A 17,190-nucleotide genomic window follows, 5' to 3' on the forward strand; every position below is an offset into this window, starting at 1 on the left:
GCCGCGTCTCCCCCTGCCGTCGTTCCTGCTCGGTGTCCGTCGTTCCCCGGGTGCCGGTGCCCGGAGGGCGGGGCCTCAGGCCCCGATGCCGGGTACGGCGCCCGGGTCCCGGTCCGCCGGGTCGGCTCCGACGGTCCCGGTCGCGAGGCCCAGGTAGAGCGACGCGAGGTCGAGCCGCAGCGCCAGCACCCCCGCGCGCACCGCGTCCTTCCCGACGCCGGGCCCGGCGAGCTCGAGGTCGTCGAGCTCGAGCGTGTCGGCCGCGGGCCATCGCCGCTCGGCGTCCTGCGCCAGCCGCCGGGTGGGCACGTCCTCGGCCACGGTCACGACGACGAGACGCGGCGGCGGCCCGTCCGGCCCGGGGTCGTCGAACGGGTCGGCGAAGATCGAGTCGGCGGCGGTGCCGCCGTCGAGGCGGGCGGCGAGGGCCGGGACCCCGACGGCCGCGTCCAGTCCGCCCGCGTGCGCGACCGTCCCGGCGTGCGCGGCCAGGGCGGTGGCCCCGTACCCGGCGACGGCCGCGGCGGTGCGATCGGTGCCCCACAGCAGCGGGGTGTGGTCGGCGAGCCGCAGGGCGAGCGCCTTGGCGGGCGCGACGAAGGCCTCCGCGCGCGGACCGCTGCGTTCGGCCTCGTCGTCGAGCCGGTCGGCGAGGGCCTCCCCGTCGACCTCGAGCAGCCCCAGCTCGCGGGCGGTCACGTAGGCGGCGGCGAGATCGGTCGGGCCGCCGAGCCCGTCGAGCACCGGCACCCGCGGGACGACCTGCACGGCGCGCCCGGCGGCCGCGGCCGGGGCCGGTCCGTCGGGCGGACCGGTGAGCACGACGTGGGCGTTGCGGCGCACCGCCCGGTCGACCGCCTCGGCGATCGCCGCGTCGGCCGGGTCCCGCTCCGAGCCACGGTGCGAGACCACCACGACGTCGAGCGGACCGAGCCACGGCGGAGCGGAGCCCGTGACGACGACGGGGCACGGGCACGTGGGTTCCAGCAGCGCCGCGGTGACGGCCGCGACCGCGCGTTCCGGGCCGGGCCGCGCGATCAGGACCAGCGCGCGGGGCCGCAGACCGCCGAGGGCGCCGATGCCGGACTCCTGCGCCGCGGACCAGGTCGCCCGGACCTGGGCGCCCGCCGTGGCGGCGGCGCGCAGCACCCCGGCGCGGTCCGCGTCGAGCAGCCGGCCGGTGTCGTCGAGCAGGGCCTCGTCGAGCACCCGGGTCACCCGCCCGTGGTCTCGCCCGACCCGCCGTCGGGACCGGGCCCGTTCGCCGCCTCGGAGAGGAGCAGCACCGGGATGCCGTCGGTGACCGGGTACTCCCGGCCACAGGCCGAACAGGTCAGGGCGGACGCCGCCGGGTTGGTGGGCGTCCCGGGGCGCAGCTCGCCGTGGTCCGGCGCCGGGCAGGCGAGGATCTCGAGCAGGGCGGGGTCGAGGCCGAGCGGACCGGCGGTGCTCATCGGCGCACCACCGCGAGGACCTCGTCGCGCAGCGCGGCGACCGCGTCGGCGTCGGACGCCTCGACGTTCAGGCGCAGCAGCGGCTCGGTGTTCGACGGCCGCAGGTTGAACCAGTCGCCGTTCTCGAAGGCCACCGTCAGCCCGTCGAGCGTGTCGACGGTGACGTCCCCGCGGTCGGAGTAGAGCTGCTCCACCTCTGCCATCCTGGCCTGCGGGTCCTCCACCGTCGAGTTGACCTCACCGGAGGCGGCGTAGCGCGAGTACTGCGCCATGAGCTCGGAGAGCGGCCGGTCCTGCTCCCCCAGCGCGGCCAGCACGTGCAGGGCGGCGAGCATCCCGGAATCGGCCCGGAAGAAGTCGCGGAAGTAGTAGTGGGCGGAGTGCTCGCCGCCGAAGATCGCGCCGGTCTGCGCCATCGTCGCCTTGATGAACGAGTGCCCCACGCGGGTGCGGACCGGCTTCCCCCCCGCCTCGGTGACGATCTCGGGCACCGCCCGCGAGGTGATCAGGTTGTGGATGATCGTCGACCCCGGCTCCTTCGCGAGCTCCCGGGTGGCGACCAGGGCGGTGATCGCGCTCGGGCTGACCGCCTCGCCGCGCTCGTCGACGAGGAACACGCGGTCGGCGTCGCCGTCGAAGGCGAGCCCGGCGTCGACGTGGCCGAGGTTCGAGACGTCGCGCTGGAGGTCGACGAGGTTGTCCGGGTCCAGCGGGTTCGCCTCGTGGTTCGGGAACGTGCCGTCGAGCTCGAAGTAGAGCGGGTGCACGTCGATCGGCAGCGGGTCGAACACCGCGGGAGCCGTGTAGCCGGCCATGCCGTTGCCGGCGTCGATCACCAGCGACAGCGGCCGGATTCCCGAGAGGTCGACCAGACCGCGCAGGTACTCGGCGTATCCCGAGAGCATGTCCTGCTGGGTGACGCTGCCCTTCGCCGCGGCGTCGGTGGGGATCTCCCCGGGCCCGCGGTCGAGCATCGCCGCGATCTCGTCGAGGCCGGTGTCCTGCCCCACGGGGCTCGCGCCGGCCCGGCACAGCTTGATGCCGTTGTACGTCGCGGGGTTGTGGCTCGCGGTGAACATCGCGCCGGGCGCGTCAAGCGTGCCGGAGGCGTAGTAGAGCATGTCCGTGCTGGCCAGCCCGATCTCGACGACGTCCACGCCGAGCGCGGTGACCCCGTCGGCGAAGGCGGCCGCGAGCTCGGGCGAGGAGTCCCGCATGTCGTGCCCGATGACGATCCCGTTCGCCGGCGGCCCGCCGGCCTCGGAGATCAGCAGCCGGGCGAAGGCGGACCCGACGTCCCGCACGAACGCGGCGTCGAGCTGCTCGCCCACCAGACCCCGGACGTCGTAGGCCTTGATCACCTGGCTGACGACGCGCGAGCGGGCGGCCTGCGCGGACTCCGTGCCTGCTGAACTCGTCACACCCGCAGGGTATCGGCCACCCCCGACGGCCTGCGGGTCGGCAGGCACCCGATCAGGTGGCCCGGTGGGCTCAGGCCGACGGGTCGGGCAGCACCCGCAGGTGACCCCGGCGCCCGGTGCCCGACACCGCCCCCAGGCCCACGGCCTCGGTCGGCGGCTCCGCGCGCCCCGCCTCCCGGACGGCCTCGGCGAGGGCGGTCAGGTCGTCGGCGCTCGGCTCGGACGGGAACTCGCCCTCGTAGCGCACGACCTCCCAGCCCCGGGGGGCCGTCAGCCGCACGGCGTGGAACTCGCAGAGGTCGTACGAGTGCGGCTCCGCACTGGTCGCCAGCGGACCCACGACGGCCGTCGAATCGGAGTAGACGTACGTCAGCGTGGCCACGGCCGCACGGCCGCACCCGGTCCGTGAGCACTTCCGCACTCCTCGCACGGACCGAGACGATAGACGCCTCCCCCGGCGACGCCGCGCAGGCACGCTCGGCGCGTCGGGTGACGGGGGTGTCGACCCCTCGCCGCGCCGGGGGCGACGGGGCGCAGGTTCTCCGACGGCCGATCCTGCGTGGCGTCGCACTCGCGCGGAACTGACGTCGTCGGACGCTGCCCGGGGCGTAGGCTCGCCGCTCATGGCGAGGGGTGGCATCCGCACCGGTGGCCGCGCGGGCGGGTCGGGCGGGTCCCGGTCGGAGGCACGGTCGGAGGCACGGTCGGGCGGGTGGACCCCGCGGCGGCGCGATCGCCGGGGCCGCGGGATGCGCGCACCGCTCTACCCCGCGGGCGCGCCCGCCGCGCGCACGCGCGCGGAGCGGTTCGACGCCGTGGTGCTGGAGGCCCTCGAGCCGATCGAGGACCGCTGGGGCGCCGAGCTGGAGGAGCTGGACGTCGCGGTCGACGACGTGCCCGACGTGGCGGCGGCCGGCCCGGACGACGACGGCGTGGTCGGCGACGGGGAGATCCCGCTGGCCCGCCTCGTGCCGGCCGGCGTCGACCGCCGCGGGGCCCCGACCCGCGCCCGGATCGTCCTCTACCGCCGGCCGCTGGAGGTGCGGGCGCTCGACGGCGAGGACCTCGCCGACCTGCTGCACGACGTGCTCGTCGAGCAGGTGGCCGAGTACCTCGGCGTCGAGCCGGACACGATCGACGACGCCGAGGAGTAGCCGGGGTCAGCCGTGGACTAGCCGTGGACTAGCCGTGGACTAGCCGTGGACTAGCCGTGGACTAGCCGTGGACGACGGCCTCGACGTTGTGCCCGTCGGGGTCGCGCAGGAACACGGCGTAGTAGCCCGGGTGGTACTCCGGCCACTCCCGCGGCGCGTGCAGCACCTCCACCCCGGCGGCGACCGCGGCCTCGTGCACCGCGTCGACCGCCGCCCGGTCGGGCGCGCGGAACGCGACGTGCAGCTCCCCGCCGACCGGGCCGCCCGGCGCGAGCCAGAACTGCGGGACGCCGTCGGGCCCCGCGAGCCCGACGACCGAGCTCGGCCCGGCCGGGAAGCGGGCGGCCTCCCGGAACCCGAGCGGCGCGAAGATCTGCAGGTAGCGGGCGGCGGAGGCGTCGACGTCGGCGACCGGGAACCCGAGGTGGTCCATCACACCGGCGCACGGTAGCGGCGCCCCCCGACGGTCAGTCCAGACGAGTGCGCGAGGGCAGGGCCGAGAGGACCGTGAAGAGCACCAGCGCGAGCTGCAGCAGCAACAGCAGGCTGCGTAGCGTGGTGTCGCGGTCGATCACGACCGGTCCGCCACCGGAGGGCACCGGCACCCCGACCAGGTGCCCCCAGGCGGGGACGATCTCGGCGGGCGCTCCGCCCACCGTCGCGTTCCAGCCCGACTCCCGCTCGGCCGCGAGGACCACGAGCCGGCGGTCGGCGCCCGGGGAGATCAGCACTCCGACCGACGGCGGCGTCCCGGGCAACGGCGAGATGCCCGACGGGCGGCGCGGTGCGGCCTTCGCATCGGTCGCGTCGTCGGAGACCGGCGGCTCCAGGATCACCGCGCCCGCGGCCGGCAGCCCGATCCCGAGCACGACGCGCCCGTCGAAGGTCGGCGCGGCCGCGCTCAGCAACGGCGAGCCCGCGCCAATCGCCCGCTCGGCGACACCGCGGTCGGGCAGCACGACGGCGGCCGTCCCGGACGCGGCGAGCTCCGCGGCGCCGGCCTGCACGGTGGCGGGGTCGCCGGAGAGCAGCGCGGTCACGTCGCGGGTCAGGCGGGCGGGTGCGGCACCGACCGGGACGAGGTCGTCGTCGCCGTAGCGGGGCAGGTCGGCCCCGGAGCGGCGGGTGGCGTCGGTGTCGAGCGAGAACCCCGGGCCACCGGGCCGCGGCGCGAGCCCGACGTCGACCACCGTCGCGCCCGACGCGGTGAGCCGGCCCGCGAACTCCGGGTCGAGGGTCGCGGCGGGCCGGGCGGCGAGCGCCCCCGCGGACCCGACGAGCACCGTGCACACCGCGAGCGCCACCCCGGCGGCCGCCGCCACGGGGACCGCGGCACCCCGGGCCCGCCCGCTGCTCGCGGCGGTGGAGCGCGTCCGCAGCCGGGACCCGATCGACGTCCCGACCCGCGAGGCGGCCGAGCGCGCCCCGCCGCCGACCCGCGTCAGGACCCCGTCCGGCCCGAGATCGATCGAGGGGTCTCCCAGCTGCCGCGGCGCGGGCCGGTGCCGCGGCCCGCTCCGGCCGGTGACGAGCGTGCCCAGCGGCACCGCCCGAGCCTCCGCGACCAGGGCCAGCAGCGACCACAGCGCGCCGCACGCCGCGAACGCCAGCGCGGGTCCGGTCCACCCGGGGCGGGGCTCGCCCCCGGACAGCGGGGCCAACGACACGGTGCCGACGATCCCCGCGGCGACGATCCCGAGGAGCATCACCCCCAGCCCCGGGACCATGCTGCGCCGCGGGGCGAGCAGCGCCCCGCCGACCGCGACGACCAGCACGATCAACCCGACGACGGGCAGCGAGCCGGCCCCGCCCGGGTCGAGGGAGAGCACGTCGAGGGTGCCGGCGAAGCGCTCGCCGACCGGCGACCCGGTGCCGTGGAGCAGGACCTGGGGCGCCCGCAGGAGCGTGGAGGGCCAGGGCAGGAGGAGCAGCACCGGCAGCACGACGACGGCGGCGAGGGCGACCGTACGTCGGCGCGCCGTCCCGGGCGGGGCGGGGACGACGACGAAGCCGATGACGACGACCACGAGCACCATGAGGTGCACCAGCGGGGCGAACGCGGAGACGACGGCCAGCAGCAGCGACGTCCCCGCCGCGGCACTCCACCACGACGTCCGTCGCCCGCGCGCCCCGTCGCCCGTCGCGATCGTCCGGCTGCCCCGCAGCACGGCGACCACGCCCGCGAGCACCAGCGGCAGCAGCACGACGACGACCACGCCGTCGAGCCGCCCCTGCGCCACGGCCGCGCCGGTGATCCCCAGCAGGGCGTAGACGGCGGCCCCGAGCGCGCGCAGGACGCGGCCGACGCGGATCGGACGGGTCGCGACGTAGGCCGACAGCCCCGCGAGGGGCAGCGCCCCGAGCAGGAGCAACGACACGGCGACCGCCGGGCCGGACGACCCGGCCACCGGCCAGAGCACCCCGCCCACGACCCCGACGACGGCGAGCGCGGTCGAGGCCGGCGCGGCCGTCCCGCCGGCCACCGGGTGCCACTCGGCGAGGTACGCACTCCACAGCGGGCCGAGCTCGGGCAGGGCCCGGAGGCGCCCTCCGGCGAGATCCAGGCCGAGGCGCGACCGGTTCGCCAGCAGCGACACCACGGTCAGGGCCAGCACCATCAGCAGCGGTGGGGCGAGGAGGAGTTCCCGCAGCACCCGCCCCGGGGTCACCGGGACGACGACGAGACGCGGGTCCGGCTCCGGGGCGGCCGTCCCGTCGCGCGGGGCGGGGATGCCGACGAGGGCGGTCGCGGCCTCGGGGTCGGGCTCCGCGGTGCGGTGCCGGCCGCTGCGCGGGGCGCCGATCAGCTCGGTCGGCCCGGCCTCGCCGTCGGCGACGGGGCCCGCGAGCGACACCGCGACGGACTCGCCGCCGGGGCGTCGCAGCCCCGCCTTGCGCCGGGAGGAGCGCTTCGGCGCCGTCGCGCCGGCGGGCAGCGCGCCCTGGCCGACGAGCAGCGCGCCCTCGTCCGGGCCGTCCGTCGCGGCCGCGGCGGAGGCCGGGGCGCGGGTGGGGCGGTCGGCCCAGTCCGGGAGCCGGCCGAGGTCGAGGTCGTCCCGGACGCGGTTGCGGACGATCCGGGTCAGCCCGCCGGACACGGCGTTGCGCAGCCGGGTGGTGCGGCTGGTGAGCAGGCCCCGCACGTCGCCGGCCCCGCCGTCGAGGGCCTGGCGTCGGCGGCGCGCCTCCCCCAGGTCGCCCAGGTCGGCGAGCAACCGGCCCATCGCGCCCAGCTCGGCGTTCGCCGCCCGCGGACGTCGCAGCAGCAGGAAGCCGATCGCCCGCAGCACCGCCAGCAGCGGCAGCCGGACCAGACCGACCGCGTAGCCGGCCGCGGAACCGTTCGCGAGGACCGTCACCATCCCGTTGCGACGGTCGGTCGTCCGCAGCCCGCCGTCGGTGCCCACGGCGTCCAGGTCCCGGGCGCCGGTGCTCGCGGCCCGGGCGTGGTGGAGCCGGGCGGAGGGGACGCAGAGCACCAGCCCGCCGGCGCGGTTGAGCCGCCACCCGAGGTCGACGTCCTCGCGGAGCAGGCCGAACGCGGAGTCGTACCCCCCGAGCGCGTCCCACTCGTGGCGGCGGACCAGGGCGCCGGCGGAGCCGACGGCGAGCACCTCGGAGTTGGTGGCGAACTGGCCGAGGTCGAGCTCGTCGGATCCGATGCCGGTCTGCCGGTGGCCGGACGCGTCGGTGGACAGGCCCGCCTCGACGACGAGCCGCGGGTCCTCCCAGTCGAGCTGCAGCGGGCCGAGCATCGCCACCGCCGGCGAGGCCTCGGCGACGGAGAGCAGGACGTCGAGACAGGAGGGCTCGGGCGCGGAATCGTCGTGCAGCACCCACAGCCAGTCGCCCGAGCTGCGCTCGGAGGACCGGCCCCACCGCCGGTCGGCGTCGGCGACCGCCGCGGCCACCGCGCTGCCGAACGGGGTGTCGCGCGGGAGGTCGAGGACGACGTCGACGCGGTTGGAGGACCGGAGGAGGTCGGCGGTCGAGTCGCGCGATCCGGTGTCGACCGCGACGACGCGGCGTGGCCCGACCGTCAGGCGGCCCAGGGCGCCGAGGGTCTCGGGCAGCCAGGCCTCGCCGTCGTGACAGACGAGGACCGCCAGGACGGGCGCCGTCGGGGCCACCGCGCACCTCCCGCCGTCGGGGTCACCGCCCGGCGGGCCGCCGGACGGTTCCCGAGACTAGAAGGGGGGTCCGACAGCCCGGACAGGGGTCGGCCACGCGACCCCGCGGGAGCGTGCCGAGCGTCAGACGACGCGGCGCTTGAGCCGGCGCCGCTCCCGCTCGGAGAGCCCACCCCAGATGCCGAACCGCTCGTCGTGCCCCAGCGCGTACTCGAGGCACTCCGCGCGCACCTCGCAGCTGTTGCAGATCTGCTTGGCCTCCCGGGTGGATCCGCCCTTCTCGGGGAAGAACGCCTCCGGGTCGGTCTGCGCGCAGAGTGCGCGTTCCTGCCACTCCTGCTCGTCCTCGCCGGCGACGGCGAACAGTTCCCCCAGGACGTCGCGCGGTCGACCCGACCCCACGATCCCCCCGACCGCGTCGCCCGCCCCTCCGAAGTTCACGCTGCCCAGCACCACCGACCCGCTCTCCGCACCGTTCACACGGCCTCCCTCACCGCTAGCACTCCCCAGCTGGCGGAGCGCCGGCCCCGCGCCGGCGTGTACGTCGCAGGGAATTACACCGGTGTCGTTCCATGTGGGTCAAGCCGGGTCCCCTGGGCGGCCGCATGTCGCGACGGACGGTCGTCACGTGCGGTGAACGTGTTCTCGACGTTCATCGACGCTGCGTGGCCGCACCGGGGTCCCCGACCTGGGACACTCGGTCCCGTGGCCAGCCTGCGCTCCGGTCGGAGTCTCACCCGGACCAGCCCCATCTTCCTGGGGCTCGTCGCCGCGACGGTGGCGGGGTGCGTCCTCACGCTGTTCGACTCCGAGATCGCGATCACGGCCGGCGTCGTCGTCATCGTCCTCGCGGGCTGGGCGGTGTCGCTGTGCCTGCACGAGTTCGCCCACGCGCTGACCGCCCACCGCTGCGGCGACCCGTGGGTCCGGGCGCGCGGCTACCTCACCCTCGACATCACGAAGTACGCGAACGTCGGCCTCACCTTCGTCCTGCCCCTGCTGTTCCTGCTGATCGGCGGCATCCCGCTGCCGGGCGGGGCGGTCTACATCTCCCGCGGGTCGCTGCGCGCCCGGTGGGCGTCCAGCCTGGTGTCCGCGGCCGGGCCGCTGGTCAACCTCGTGCTGGCCGTGCTGCTCGCCCTGCTGGTGCCGTTCGTCCCGGTCTACCTGGCGGCGGGCCTGTCGTTCCTGGCGCTGATCCAGGTGCTCGCGTTCGTGCTGAACATCCTGCCGATCCCCGGTCTGGACGGCTGGGGCGTCATCGACCCGTACCTCTCCGAGCGCACGCGGCAGCGGGTCGCGCCGTTCACGCCCTACGCGCCGCTGCTGCTCTTCGTCGTGCTGATCTTCTTCCGCCCGGCCGCGGAGGCGCTGTTCGACCTGGCCACGTTCGTCTACTCCTCCACCGGCGGCGACTCCTCGCTCGCCGAGGCCGGGCGCGCGATCTTCTTCTTCTGGCAGCGCTGAGGAGTTCCCGACGCCGGGTCGTACCCCGGCCCCGGCGACCGTCGGGGGTCGGGAGGACGATCAGCGGCGTGAAGGTCACGGTTCTGGTCGGGGGCGTCGGCGGCGCGCGGTTCCTGCAGGGGGTGCTCGCGGCGCTCGGCGACGACGACGAGGTGCGCGCGGTCGTCAACGTCGGCGACGACATCTGGCTGCACGGTCTGCGCGTCTGCCCGGACCTCGACACGTGCATGTACACCCTCGGCGGGGGCATCGACACGGCGAAGGGCTGGGGCCGCGCCGGGGAGACCTGGTCGGTGAAGGCCGAACTGGAGGCCTACGGGGCCGACCCGACGTGGTTCGGGCTGGGGGACCGCGACGTCGCGACGCACCTCGTGCGCACCCGCATGCTGCGCGCGGGCTACCCGCTCTCGCAGGTCACCGAGGCCCTGTGCAACCGCTGGCGCCCCGGCGTCGCGCTGATCCCCGCGAGCGACGACCGGATCGAGACCCACGTCGTCATCGACGACCCGGAGACCGGCGAGCGGCGCGCGGTGCACTTCCAGGAGTGGTGGGTGCGGCACCGCGCCGTGCCGCGCGCGCACGGGTTCGCCTCCGTCGGGCGTGACGCGGCCACCGCCTGCCCCGCGGCCCTCACCGCGATCGCCGACGCCGACCTCGTGCTCCTGGCCCCGTCCAACCCCGTCGTCAGCATCGGCACGATCGTCGACGTGCCGGGGCTGCGCGCGGCCCTCGCGTCCGCTCCCGGCCCCGTCGTCGGGGTGTCCCCGATCATCGACGGGCACGCCGTACGCGGGATGGCGGAGCCCTGCCTCGACGCGATCGGCGTGGAGGTCTCGGCCGAGGGCGTCGGGCGGCACTACGGGGCCCGGACGACGGGTGGGCTGCTCGACGGCTGGCTGGTGCACGCCACGGACACCGCGGACGTGCCGGGCGTCGCCGTGCGCTCCGTGCCGCTGCTGATGAGCGACCCGGGGACGACGGCGGCCATGGTCCGCGAGGCGATCGACCTGGTGGGCCTGGGTGTCTGAGGTCCCCACCGACCACGCCGCCCCTGCGGGCCTCACCGCGTGGGGCGTGCCCGGGCTGCCCGAGTTCCGCCCGGGGGACGACCTCGCCGTCGCGCTCGCCGACGCGCTGCGCGGTCAGGTGGCCCACGGCGACGTCGTCGTCGTGACCTCCAAGGTCTTCTCCAAGGTCGAGGGGCGTCTGGTGGCCGTGCCGCGCGACCCCGGGGAGCGCGACACCGCCCGGCGGAAGCTGATCGACGACGAGACCGTCCGTGTCCTCGCCACGAAGGGCCGCACCAAGATCGTCACGAACCGCCTGGGGATCGTGCAGGCCGCGGCCGGGGTGGACGGGTCGAACGTGGAGACCGACGAGGTGGCGCTGCTGCCGGTCGACCCCGACGGGTCCGCGGCCCGGTTGCGAGCGGACCTGGCGTCGGCGCTGGGCGTCGACGTGGCGGTGGTCGTCACCGACACCATGGGCCGCTGCTGGCGCCTCGGGCAGACCGACGCCGCGATCGGCTCGGCCGGGCTCGTCGCGCTCCACGGGTACGGCGGCGCGATCGACCGGCAGGGCAACGAGCTGCTGGTCACCGAGGTCGCGGTCGCCGACGAGATCGCGGCCGCGGCCGACCTGGTCAAGGGCAAGCTCGGCGGTGTCCCGGTCGCGATCGTGCGCGGGCTCGACGCCCTGCGCGGCGACGGCCCGACGGCGGGTGGGCTGGTCCGGCCCGTCGAGGAGGACCTGTTCTGGCTCGGCACCGCGGAGGCGATCGCCCGCGGGCGGCGGGAGGCGGTCCCGGCGCGACGGTCGGTCCGCGCCTTCGCCGCCGACCCGGTCGACGCGGACGCGGTGCGGCGCGCGGTCGCGGCCGGGCTGACCGCGCCGGCGCCGCACCACTCGCGGCCGGTGCGGTTCGTGTGGTTGCGCGACCCGACCCGTCGTCGGGACCTGCTCGACGCGATGGGCGCCCGCTGGCGCGCCGACCTCGAGGCGGACGGGTTCACGTCCGAGCAGGTCTCCCGCCGGCTGGCGCGCGGCGACCTGCTGTACCGCGCCCCGGAGCTCGTCCTGCCCTTCCTGGTGCGGGGTCCCGACGGCGGGTCCCACGACTATCCCGACGCCCGCCGCTCCGCCGGCGAGGCCACGATGTTCACGGTCGCCGGCGGCGCGGCGGTCCAGGGGCTGCTGGTGGCGCTGGCGGCGGAGGGCCTCGGGTCGTGCTGGGTCGGGTCGACGATCTTCGCGGCCGACGTCGTGCGGTCCGTGCTGGACCTCCCGGAGACGTGGGAACCGCTCGGCGCGGTCGCGCTCGGACATCCGGAGCAGGAACCGGAGCCGCGCCCCGAGCCGGCCGTCGACGAGCGGCTGGTCGAGCGGTGACCGTCCACGACGACGCGGTCGCGGTGCTGTCGGGCTGGGCCGCGCCCGACGCGGACCAGTCCGCGATCCGCCACGCCCTGCTCGCCTACCTCGCGGCGTGCCCGGACGCGTGCGCACGGTCGTGCGCCACGGGCCACCTGACCGCGTCCGCGCTGGTCCTGGACGCCGCCGGGGAGCACGCGCTGCTCACGCTGCACCCGCGGGTCGGGCGCTGGCTGCAGCTCGGCGGGCACATCGAGGCCGACGACCCGACGCTGCGCGACGCGGCGCTCCGCGAGGCGACCGAGGAGTCCGGCATCGACGGGCTGACGATCTCCGACGCCCCGGTCCACCTCGACGTCCACCCGGTGACCTGCTCCCTCGGCGTGCCGACCCGCCACCTCGACGTGCGCTACCTGGTGCGGGCCCCCGAGGGCGCCGTCGCGGTGCGCAGCGACGAGTCCACCGACCTGCGCTGGTGGCCGCTCGCGGAACTGCCCGACGACGTGGCCTTCGGGCGGTCGCTGCCGACGTAGGCGGAACCGTGCGACGCTGGGCGCAGTCGAAGGAGGTGTGATGACCGACTTCCTCGCCTGGCCCCGCGCCGTCCTCACCCTCGAGGACTGGGAGGCCCTGCCCGACGAGGTGCACCGACGGTGCGAACTCGTCGAAGGAACCCTCCTCGTGACCACCTCGCCCGCGCTCGGGCACCAGCGTGTCCTCCGCCGGCTGCTCCGTCGGCTCGAGGACGCCCTGCCCGACGGGCTCGAGGTGCTCCCCGGGACCGAACTGCTCTGCGACGCCGGACCGCCCGCGACCGTCCGGCGGCCCGACCTGGCGGTGTTCCGCGCGGGCCTGCCCGACCGGATGCCGCACCTCCTGCCACCCGACGTCGTGGGGGTGGTGGAGGTCCTCTCCCCGGGGACGCGGCGAACCGACCGCGTGGCGAAGGTCTACGACTACGCCGAGGCCGGCGTGGGCTGGTACCTCGTCGTCGACCCCGACTGCGCCGCGATGACGCTGTTCGTCCTGCCGGCCGACGGTACGGGTCCGTACGACTGCGCCGAGCGCGACGAGCCCGTCGTCGAGCTCCCCGGCGTCGGGGCCGTCAGCCTCGGCTGACCTGCCCGGCCGCGAGCACGTCCCGGGCGTAGGCGGCGACCCCGAGCGCGTGCCGGTCCAGGAGCGCCCCGAGGGTCTCGCCGACATCCGGCCCGGCGACCGCACGGTGCTGCTCGGCCATCGACCGGGCCGCCGGGGAGTCCACCGCCTCCCCCGACGACCAGGTCCGCGCCCAGGCGAGGCCGAGTTCGTCGAGGGCCTCGTCCAGGTCCACGGTCTCGCCGAACCCGTCGAGGATCTCCGCCGGGGTGGTGGCGGTCCCGTCCAGCGTGGCGCGGACGGCCGCGACCTGAAGGTCGATCCGGTCGCGTACCGCCTCGAGGACCGGCACGAGCGCACCCGGGTCCGCCGACCCGTCGTCGGGAAGACCGAGCTCGCGCGCGAGAAGCGTCCGCTGCAGCTCCACCACGTCCGCGCGGGACCACAGCCCGGGCCGCAGCTCCGTGATCGGCAGCCCACTCGCCCGCGCGACCTCGGCCGCGCTGAACTCGTCCACGCTCACCACTCCCGGAAGTCGCGCGGCGAGTACCGCGGGCCGAACCGCGGGCGCTTGAACCCGGACGCCTCGATGTAGCGCACCGCGCGCTGGCGCTGCGGGGCGTAGCAGGCGAGGACCTCGAGCATCCCGGCGTCGTCGAGCTTCCGTCCCACCAGCGCGTAGCCGACGGTCGAGGGGATGTGGAAGTCGCCGACCGACACCGCGTCCGGGTCGCCCCACGCGCGCTGGGCGACCTCCGCGGCGGTCCAGACCCCGATGCCGGGCACCTTGCGCAGCAGAGACCGCCCCTCGACCCCGCGCAGCTCGACCGCCTTCTCCAGGCGGTGCGCCACCGTGGCGGAGGCGAGGATCGCGCGCCGCCGGGACTGGTCGACGCCGGCCCTGTGCCACTCCCAGTCCGGGATCGCCTTCGTCTCCCGCGGCGACGGCGGCACCCGCATGCCCTTCGGTGCCGGTCCGGGCGCGGCACCGCCGAAGCGCCAGCAGAGCTCGCGCCACGAGCGGTGCGCCTCGGTGCCGGTCACCTTCTGCTCCAGGACCGCCGCGAACAGCTGCTCCCACACCGCGCCGCAGGCGCCGAGGCGCAGCCCGGGCAGCCGGTGGCGGGCGTCGGCGACGAGGGGATGGTGACCGACGAAGCCGGAGTCGTCGTCGTCCGCCCCCAGCAGCGCGGGCAGGCCGTCGAGCGCCCACTCGGCGCCGTCGCCCCACGCGTCCGCGACCACCTCCGACCCGACCCGGCGGATCCGCGTGGTCGCCGGGCCGGCCGGCGTCGAGCACACCCGCCAGACGACACCGGTCTCGTCGATGCGGCACGTCGGATCGCCCCGGCCGTGGCGCAGCGGCCCGATCAGCGCGGGGATGTCCAGCACGTAGCCCGGCGCCCAACGGCGGGTCCGGGCGGTACCGGTCTCGAGGAGGGCCTCAGCCACTCCCCGAGAATCGCAGACCGCCGTCCGGGATGCTGAGACCGGGCCAGAGCCGGACGCCGTCGCACAGCTCGCAGCCGGCACCGACCGTCACGTCGTCGCCGACCACCGCGTCGGTCACCACGGTCTCGTCGCCGATGACCGCGCGCGGGCCGATGACCGAGCGGGTGACGACGACGTTGTCGCCGATCCGGGCGCCGTCCATCACCACCGAGCCGATGACGCGGGAGCCGTCGCCGACCACGACGTCGTGCCCGAGGGTCGTGCCGTCGGACACCGAGGCCGTCGCCGCGGTCTTGGCGCCCTCGAGCAGCAGCGCGGTGCCGACCGGGCCGGGCAGCGCCGACGTCGGCGCGATGCCCTGCACCAGGTCGGCGCAGCCGCGCACGAAGGCGGCCGGGGTGCCGAGGTCGAGCCAGTAGGACGACTCCACGTGACCCTGCAGCCGCCGCCCGTCCCGGAGCAGGCCCGGGAACGTCTCCCGCTCGACGCTGACCGGCCGCCCCTCGGGGATCGCGTCGATCACCTCGCGGCGGAAGACGTAGCACCCGGCGTTGACCTGGTCCGTCGGCGGGTTGAGCGTCTTCTCCAGGAACGCCTGGACGCGGCCGGTGTCGTCGGTCGGGACGCAGCCGAAGGCGGTCGGGTCGGGGACGCGCACCAGGTGCAGCGTCGCGTCGGCGCCCGCGGTCCGGTGCTCGGCGAGGACGGCTCCGAGGTCGACTCCGGACAGGATGTCGCCGTTGAAGACCATGACCTCGTCGTAGGAGCGGTCCAGCGCGGCCGCCGCGTGCCGGATGCCGCCGCCGGTACCCAGCGGCTCCGGCTCGGGCACGCACTCGATGTCCAGCCCGAAGGCGGACCCGTCGCCCAGGTACTCCGCGAACACCTCGGCGCGGTAGCTCGTCCCAAGCACCACCCGCCGGATGCCCGCCGCGGCGATCCGCGAGAGCAGGTGGCCGATGAACGGCACCCCCGCGGTCGGCAGCATCGGTTTCGGCGTCGAGGCGGTCAGCGGGCGCAGTCGGCTCCCCTGACCCCCGACGAGCACGACCGCCGCCGTCCCCTCGGCCGTTCCCCCCGTGGTCGTCACGTCCGTGACCTCCCGCTCGCTGTCGTCCTGCCCCGGCGTGACGACGACGTCGCGTCCGGGCGCTAGTCTGACGTGCACTCGGCACGACACCGGTCCGGGTCCGCGAGGCCCACCGGCCGGGCCGTAGCCACCGGGATCGGGGCAGGAGCAGCGTGGTGGAGCCGTCGAACGCGTGGGACCGTGCGCAGGAGGCTATCGCCCGTGCGCAGCAACGCAACGCCACGGTGGTGACCCCGGACAGCGCGGAGTCACCCTTCGACGCGTCGGCCACGCAGATGATCCCCCAAGCTGCCCTCCGTCCCGGTGACCGTCCGGTCACGCACGGTCGGGTTCCGCGGCCGACGGCCACCCGGCCTGACCGGGACGGGCGTCATCGTCAGCCGCCCGGCTACGCGCCGCGCGAGCCCGAGACCACCCCGGTCGAGGTGTCCGACCCGACGCTGATGCGGCCCGTGCCGGCCGAGGCGCCCACCGTGCGCACCTCCGCGACCCGCCCCCCGACGGCACCCTTCCCCGCGCAGGACCACGGGCACGACGCCGGGCCGCGCCCGGACGACGCGCCCACCACGCCGCCGGTGGGCGTCAAGGTCCCGTTCTGGAAGCGGCTCTTCCGCCGCTGAGGGTTCCCGACGTCGGGTCGGGTCAGGACGTGCCGCGTGTGCTCCACCGGGCACGCAGGCCGAGCGCAGTGCGCAGCCCGGCCCGCAGCGGGGCCCACCGCCGCCCGCGGTAGCGGTCGGCGAGGAAGCGGTAGGCGCTGCGGTGGTGCTCGCGCAGCATCCGGGCCGACGTCGGGTGGTCGGCGTTCGTGGCGTGCCCGCCGGTGTGCACGACCTCCGCATCCGGGACGTAGACGTTGAGCCACCCGGCACGCCCGAGCCGGTCGCCGAGGTCGACGTCCTCGAAGTACATGAAGAACCGCGGGTCGAACCCGTCGACGGAGTCCCACGCCTCGCGACGCAGCAGCACGCACGAGCCGGACAGCCAGCCCGCGGTCCGCTCCGCGACCGAACCCTCCTGGCGGTACGAACGCGTCCAGGGGTTCGCCGGCCAGACCGCGCCGAACACCGCGTGGCCCACCCCGCGCCCGAGCGAGGGGAGCAGACGGGCGGAGGGGTAGACCTCGCCGTCGGTCCGGATCAGCGGCCCGAGCGACCCCGCGCGCGGCCACCGGGCGGCCGCCTCGAGCAGCAGGTCCAGCGCCTTCGGGCCCAGCACGATGTCGGGGTTGGACACGAGCACCCACCCGACGTCGGCGCCCAGTCCCGCGACCGCGCGGTTCGACGCGGCCCCGTAGCCGAGGTTCTCGCCCATCGGCAGCAGCTGCGCGCGGCCCCGGGCGGCCTCCGCCTCGGGCACGCCGTCGGTGGAGCCGTTGTCGGCGAGCACCACGGTCACCGGGCGGGAGGTCGCGTCCTCGAGCGAGTCGAGGAACGCGGGCAGCGAGTCGCCCGGGGAGTAGGTCACCACGACGACCGCGAGTCCGTCTCCGTACTGCGCGGTCGAGCTCCGCTGCGCTCCGTCTCCGTCGGGCATGCGCCCCATCCTCGCCGG

General features: G+C 76.3%; 18 protein-coding genes. 7 read left to right on the forward strand and 11 right to left on the reverse strand.

Annotation, left to right across the window (positions count from 1 at the left end):
• Positions 1-75: 75 nt before the first annotated feature.
• From QRT03_RS14560 to QRT03_RS14575, 4 genes are all read right to left on the reverse strand, one after another.
• Entirely contained in the window at positions 76-1,218 is a 1,143-nt protein-coding gene (locus QRT03_RS14560; RefSeq protein WP_286053609.1) for a phosphoheptose isomerase family protein, read from the reverse strand.
• On the reverse strand, positions 1,215-1,454 hold the full coding sequence (locus QRT03_RS14565; RefSeq protein WP_286053610.1) for a Trm112 family protein: 240 nt from the start codon (positions 1,452-1,454) through the stop codon (positions 1,215-1,217). Before QRT03_RS14565 ends, QRT03_RS14560 begins: the two co-directional genes overlap by 4 nt.
• On the reverse strand, positions 1,451-2,875 hold the full coding sequence (locus tag QRT03_RS14570) for a phosphomannomutase/phosphoglucomutase (RefSeq protein ID WP_286053611.1): 1,425 nt from the start codon (positions 2,873-2,875) through the stop codon (positions 1,451-1,453). Before QRT03_RS14570 ends, QRT03_RS14565 begins: the two co-directional genes overlap by 4 nt.
• 70 nt (positions 2,876-2,945) lie before the next feature.
• A complete protein-coding gene (locus QRT03_RS14575; protein WP_286054367.1) occupies positions 2,946-3,296 on the reverse strand; it encodes a DUF3499 domain-containing protein in 351 nt (116 codons plus the stop codon).
• A gap of 328 nt (positions 3,297-3,624) precedes the next feature.
• Here QRT03_RS14575 and QRT03_RS14580 point away from each other — a divergent pair, with 328 nt between their 5' ends.
• Positions 3,625-4,029 carry a metallopeptidase family protein gene (locus QRT03_RS14580; protein WP_286054368.1) on the forward strand — a complete coding sequence of 135 codons (405 nt, stop codon included), beginning with the start codon at positions 3,625-3,627 and terminating at the stop codon, positions 4,027-4,029.
• Between the two features lie 61 nt (positions 4,030-4,090).
• On the opposite strand, the gene QRT03_RS14585 is transcribed toward QRT03_RS14580, so the two are convergent.
• The 3 genes from QRT03_RS14585 to QRT03_RS14595 all read right to left on the reverse strand — a co-directional run bounded on the left by QRT03_RS14585 (position 4,091) and on the right by QRT03_RS14595 (position 8,534).
• Complete coding sequence (locus QRT03_RS14585) at positions 4,091-4,462, reverse strand: VOC family protein (RefSeq protein ID WP_286053612.1); 372 nt, start codon at positions 4,460-4,462, stop codon at positions 4,091-4,093.
• 34 nt (positions 4,463-4,496) lie between these two features.
• Positions 4,497-8,159 carry a glycosyltransferase gene (locus QRT03_RS14590; protein ID WP_286053613.1) on the reverse strand — a complete coding sequence of 1,221 codons (3,663 nt, stop codon included), beginning with the start codon at positions 8,157-8,159 and terminating at the stop codon, positions 4,497-4,499.
• 123 nt (positions 8,160-8,282) lie between these two features.
• Positions 8,283-8,534 carry a WhiB family transcriptional regulator gene (locus QRT03_RS14595; RefSeq protein ID WP_286054370.1) on the reverse strand — a complete coding sequence of 84 codons (252 nt, stop codon included), beginning with the start codon at positions 8,532-8,534 and terminating at the stop codon, positions 8,283-8,285.
• A 330-nt stretch (positions 8,535-8,864) separates the two neighbouring features.
• Between QRT03_RS14595 and QRT03_RS14600 the strand changes: the two genes are divergently transcribed.
• The 5 genes from QRT03_RS14600 to QRT03_RS14620 all read left to right on the forward strand — a co-directional run bounded on the left by QRT03_RS14600 (position 8,865) and on the right by QRT03_RS14620 (position 13,115).
• Positions 8,865-9,626: a site-2 protease family protein gene (locus QRT03_RS14600; protein ID WP_286053614.1), complete on the forward strand. Its 762-nt coding sequence runs from the start codon at positions 8,865-8,867 to the stop codon at positions 9,624-9,626.
• Positions 9,627-9,694: 68 nt separating this feature from the next.
• A complete protein-coding gene (cofD, locus tag QRT03_RS14605) occupies positions 9,695-10,654 on the forward strand; it encodes a 2-phospho-L-lactate transferase (protein WP_286053615.1) in 960 nt (319 codons plus the stop codon).
• Complete coding sequence (locus QRT03_RS14610) at positions 10,647-12,014, forward strand: coenzyme F420-0:L-glutamate ligase (protein ID WP_286053616.1); 1,368 nt, start codon at positions 10,647-10,649, stop codon at positions 12,012-12,014. The genes cofD and QRT03_RS14610 overlap by 8 nt, the downstream gene beginning before the upstream one ends.
• On the forward strand, positions 12,011-12,529 hold the full coding sequence (locus tag QRT03_RS14615; protein ID WP_286053617.1) for an NUDIX hydrolase: 519 nt from the start codon (positions 12,011-12,013) through the stop codon (positions 12,527-12,529). Before QRT03_RS14610 ends, QRT03_RS14615 begins: the two co-directional genes overlap by 4 nt.
• 40 nt (positions 12,530-12,569) lie before the next feature.
• The gene (locus QRT03_RS14620; RefSeq protein WP_286053618.1) at positions 12,570-13,115 is read left to right on the forward strand and encodes a Uma2 family endonuclease; all 546 of its coding nucleotides are present in this window, start codon (positions 12,570-12,572) and stop codon (positions 13,113-13,115) included.
• Here the strand turns inward: QRT03_RS14620 and QRT03_RS14625 are convergent.
• From QRT03_RS14625 to manB, 3 genes are read right to left on the reverse strand one after another with little or no spacing between them, the layout of a single operon-like run.
• On the reverse strand, positions 13,102-13,611 hold the full coding sequence (locus QRT03_RS14625) for a hypothetical protein (protein WP_286053620.1): 510 nt from the start codon (positions 13,609-13,611) through the stop codon (positions 13,102-13,104). The genes QRT03_RS14620 and QRT03_RS14625 overlap by 14 nt on opposite strands.
• A gap of 2 nt (positions 13,612-13,613) precedes the next feature.
• Positions 13,614-14,546 carry a DNA-3-methyladenine glycosylase family protein gene (locus QRT03_RS14630; RefSeq protein WP_286053621.1) on the reverse strand — a complete coding sequence of 311 codons (933 nt, stop codon included), beginning with the start codon at positions 14,544-14,546 and terminating at the stop codon, positions 13,614-13,616.
• The gene (gene manB, locus QRT03_RS14635) at positions 14,539-15,636 is read right to left on the reverse strand and encodes a mannose-1-phosphate guanylyltransferase (protein WP_286053622.1); all 1,098 of its coding nucleotides are present in this window, start codon (positions 15,634-15,636) and stop codon (positions 14,539-14,541) included. The genes QRT03_RS14630 and manB overlap by 8 nt, the downstream gene beginning before the upstream one ends.
• A gap of 425 nt (positions 15,637-16,061) precedes the next feature.
• On the opposite strand from manB, the gene QRT03_RS14640 reads away from it, so the two are divergent.
• Complete coding sequence (locus tag QRT03_RS14640; protein WP_286053623.1) at positions 16,062-16,256, forward strand: hypothetical protein; 195 nt, start codon at positions 16,062-16,064, stop codon at positions 16,254-16,256.
• A gap of 22 nt (positions 16,257-16,278) precedes the next feature.
• Here QRT03_RS14640 and QRT03_RS14645 read toward each other — a convergent pair whose 3' ends face one another.
• A complete protein-coding gene (locus QRT03_RS14645) occupies positions 16,279-17,181 on the reverse strand; it encodes a glycosyltransferase family 2 protein (RefSeq protein ID WP_425604843.1) in 903 nt (300 codons plus the stop codon).
• Between the last annotated feature and the right edge of the window lie 9 nt (positions 17,182-17,190).

The organism is Actinomycetospora termitidis (assembly GCF_030286555.1).
Classification (GTDB): Bacteria; Actinomycetota; Actinomycetes; order Mycobacteriales; family Pseudonocardiaceae; genus Actinomycetospora; species Actinomycetospora termitidis.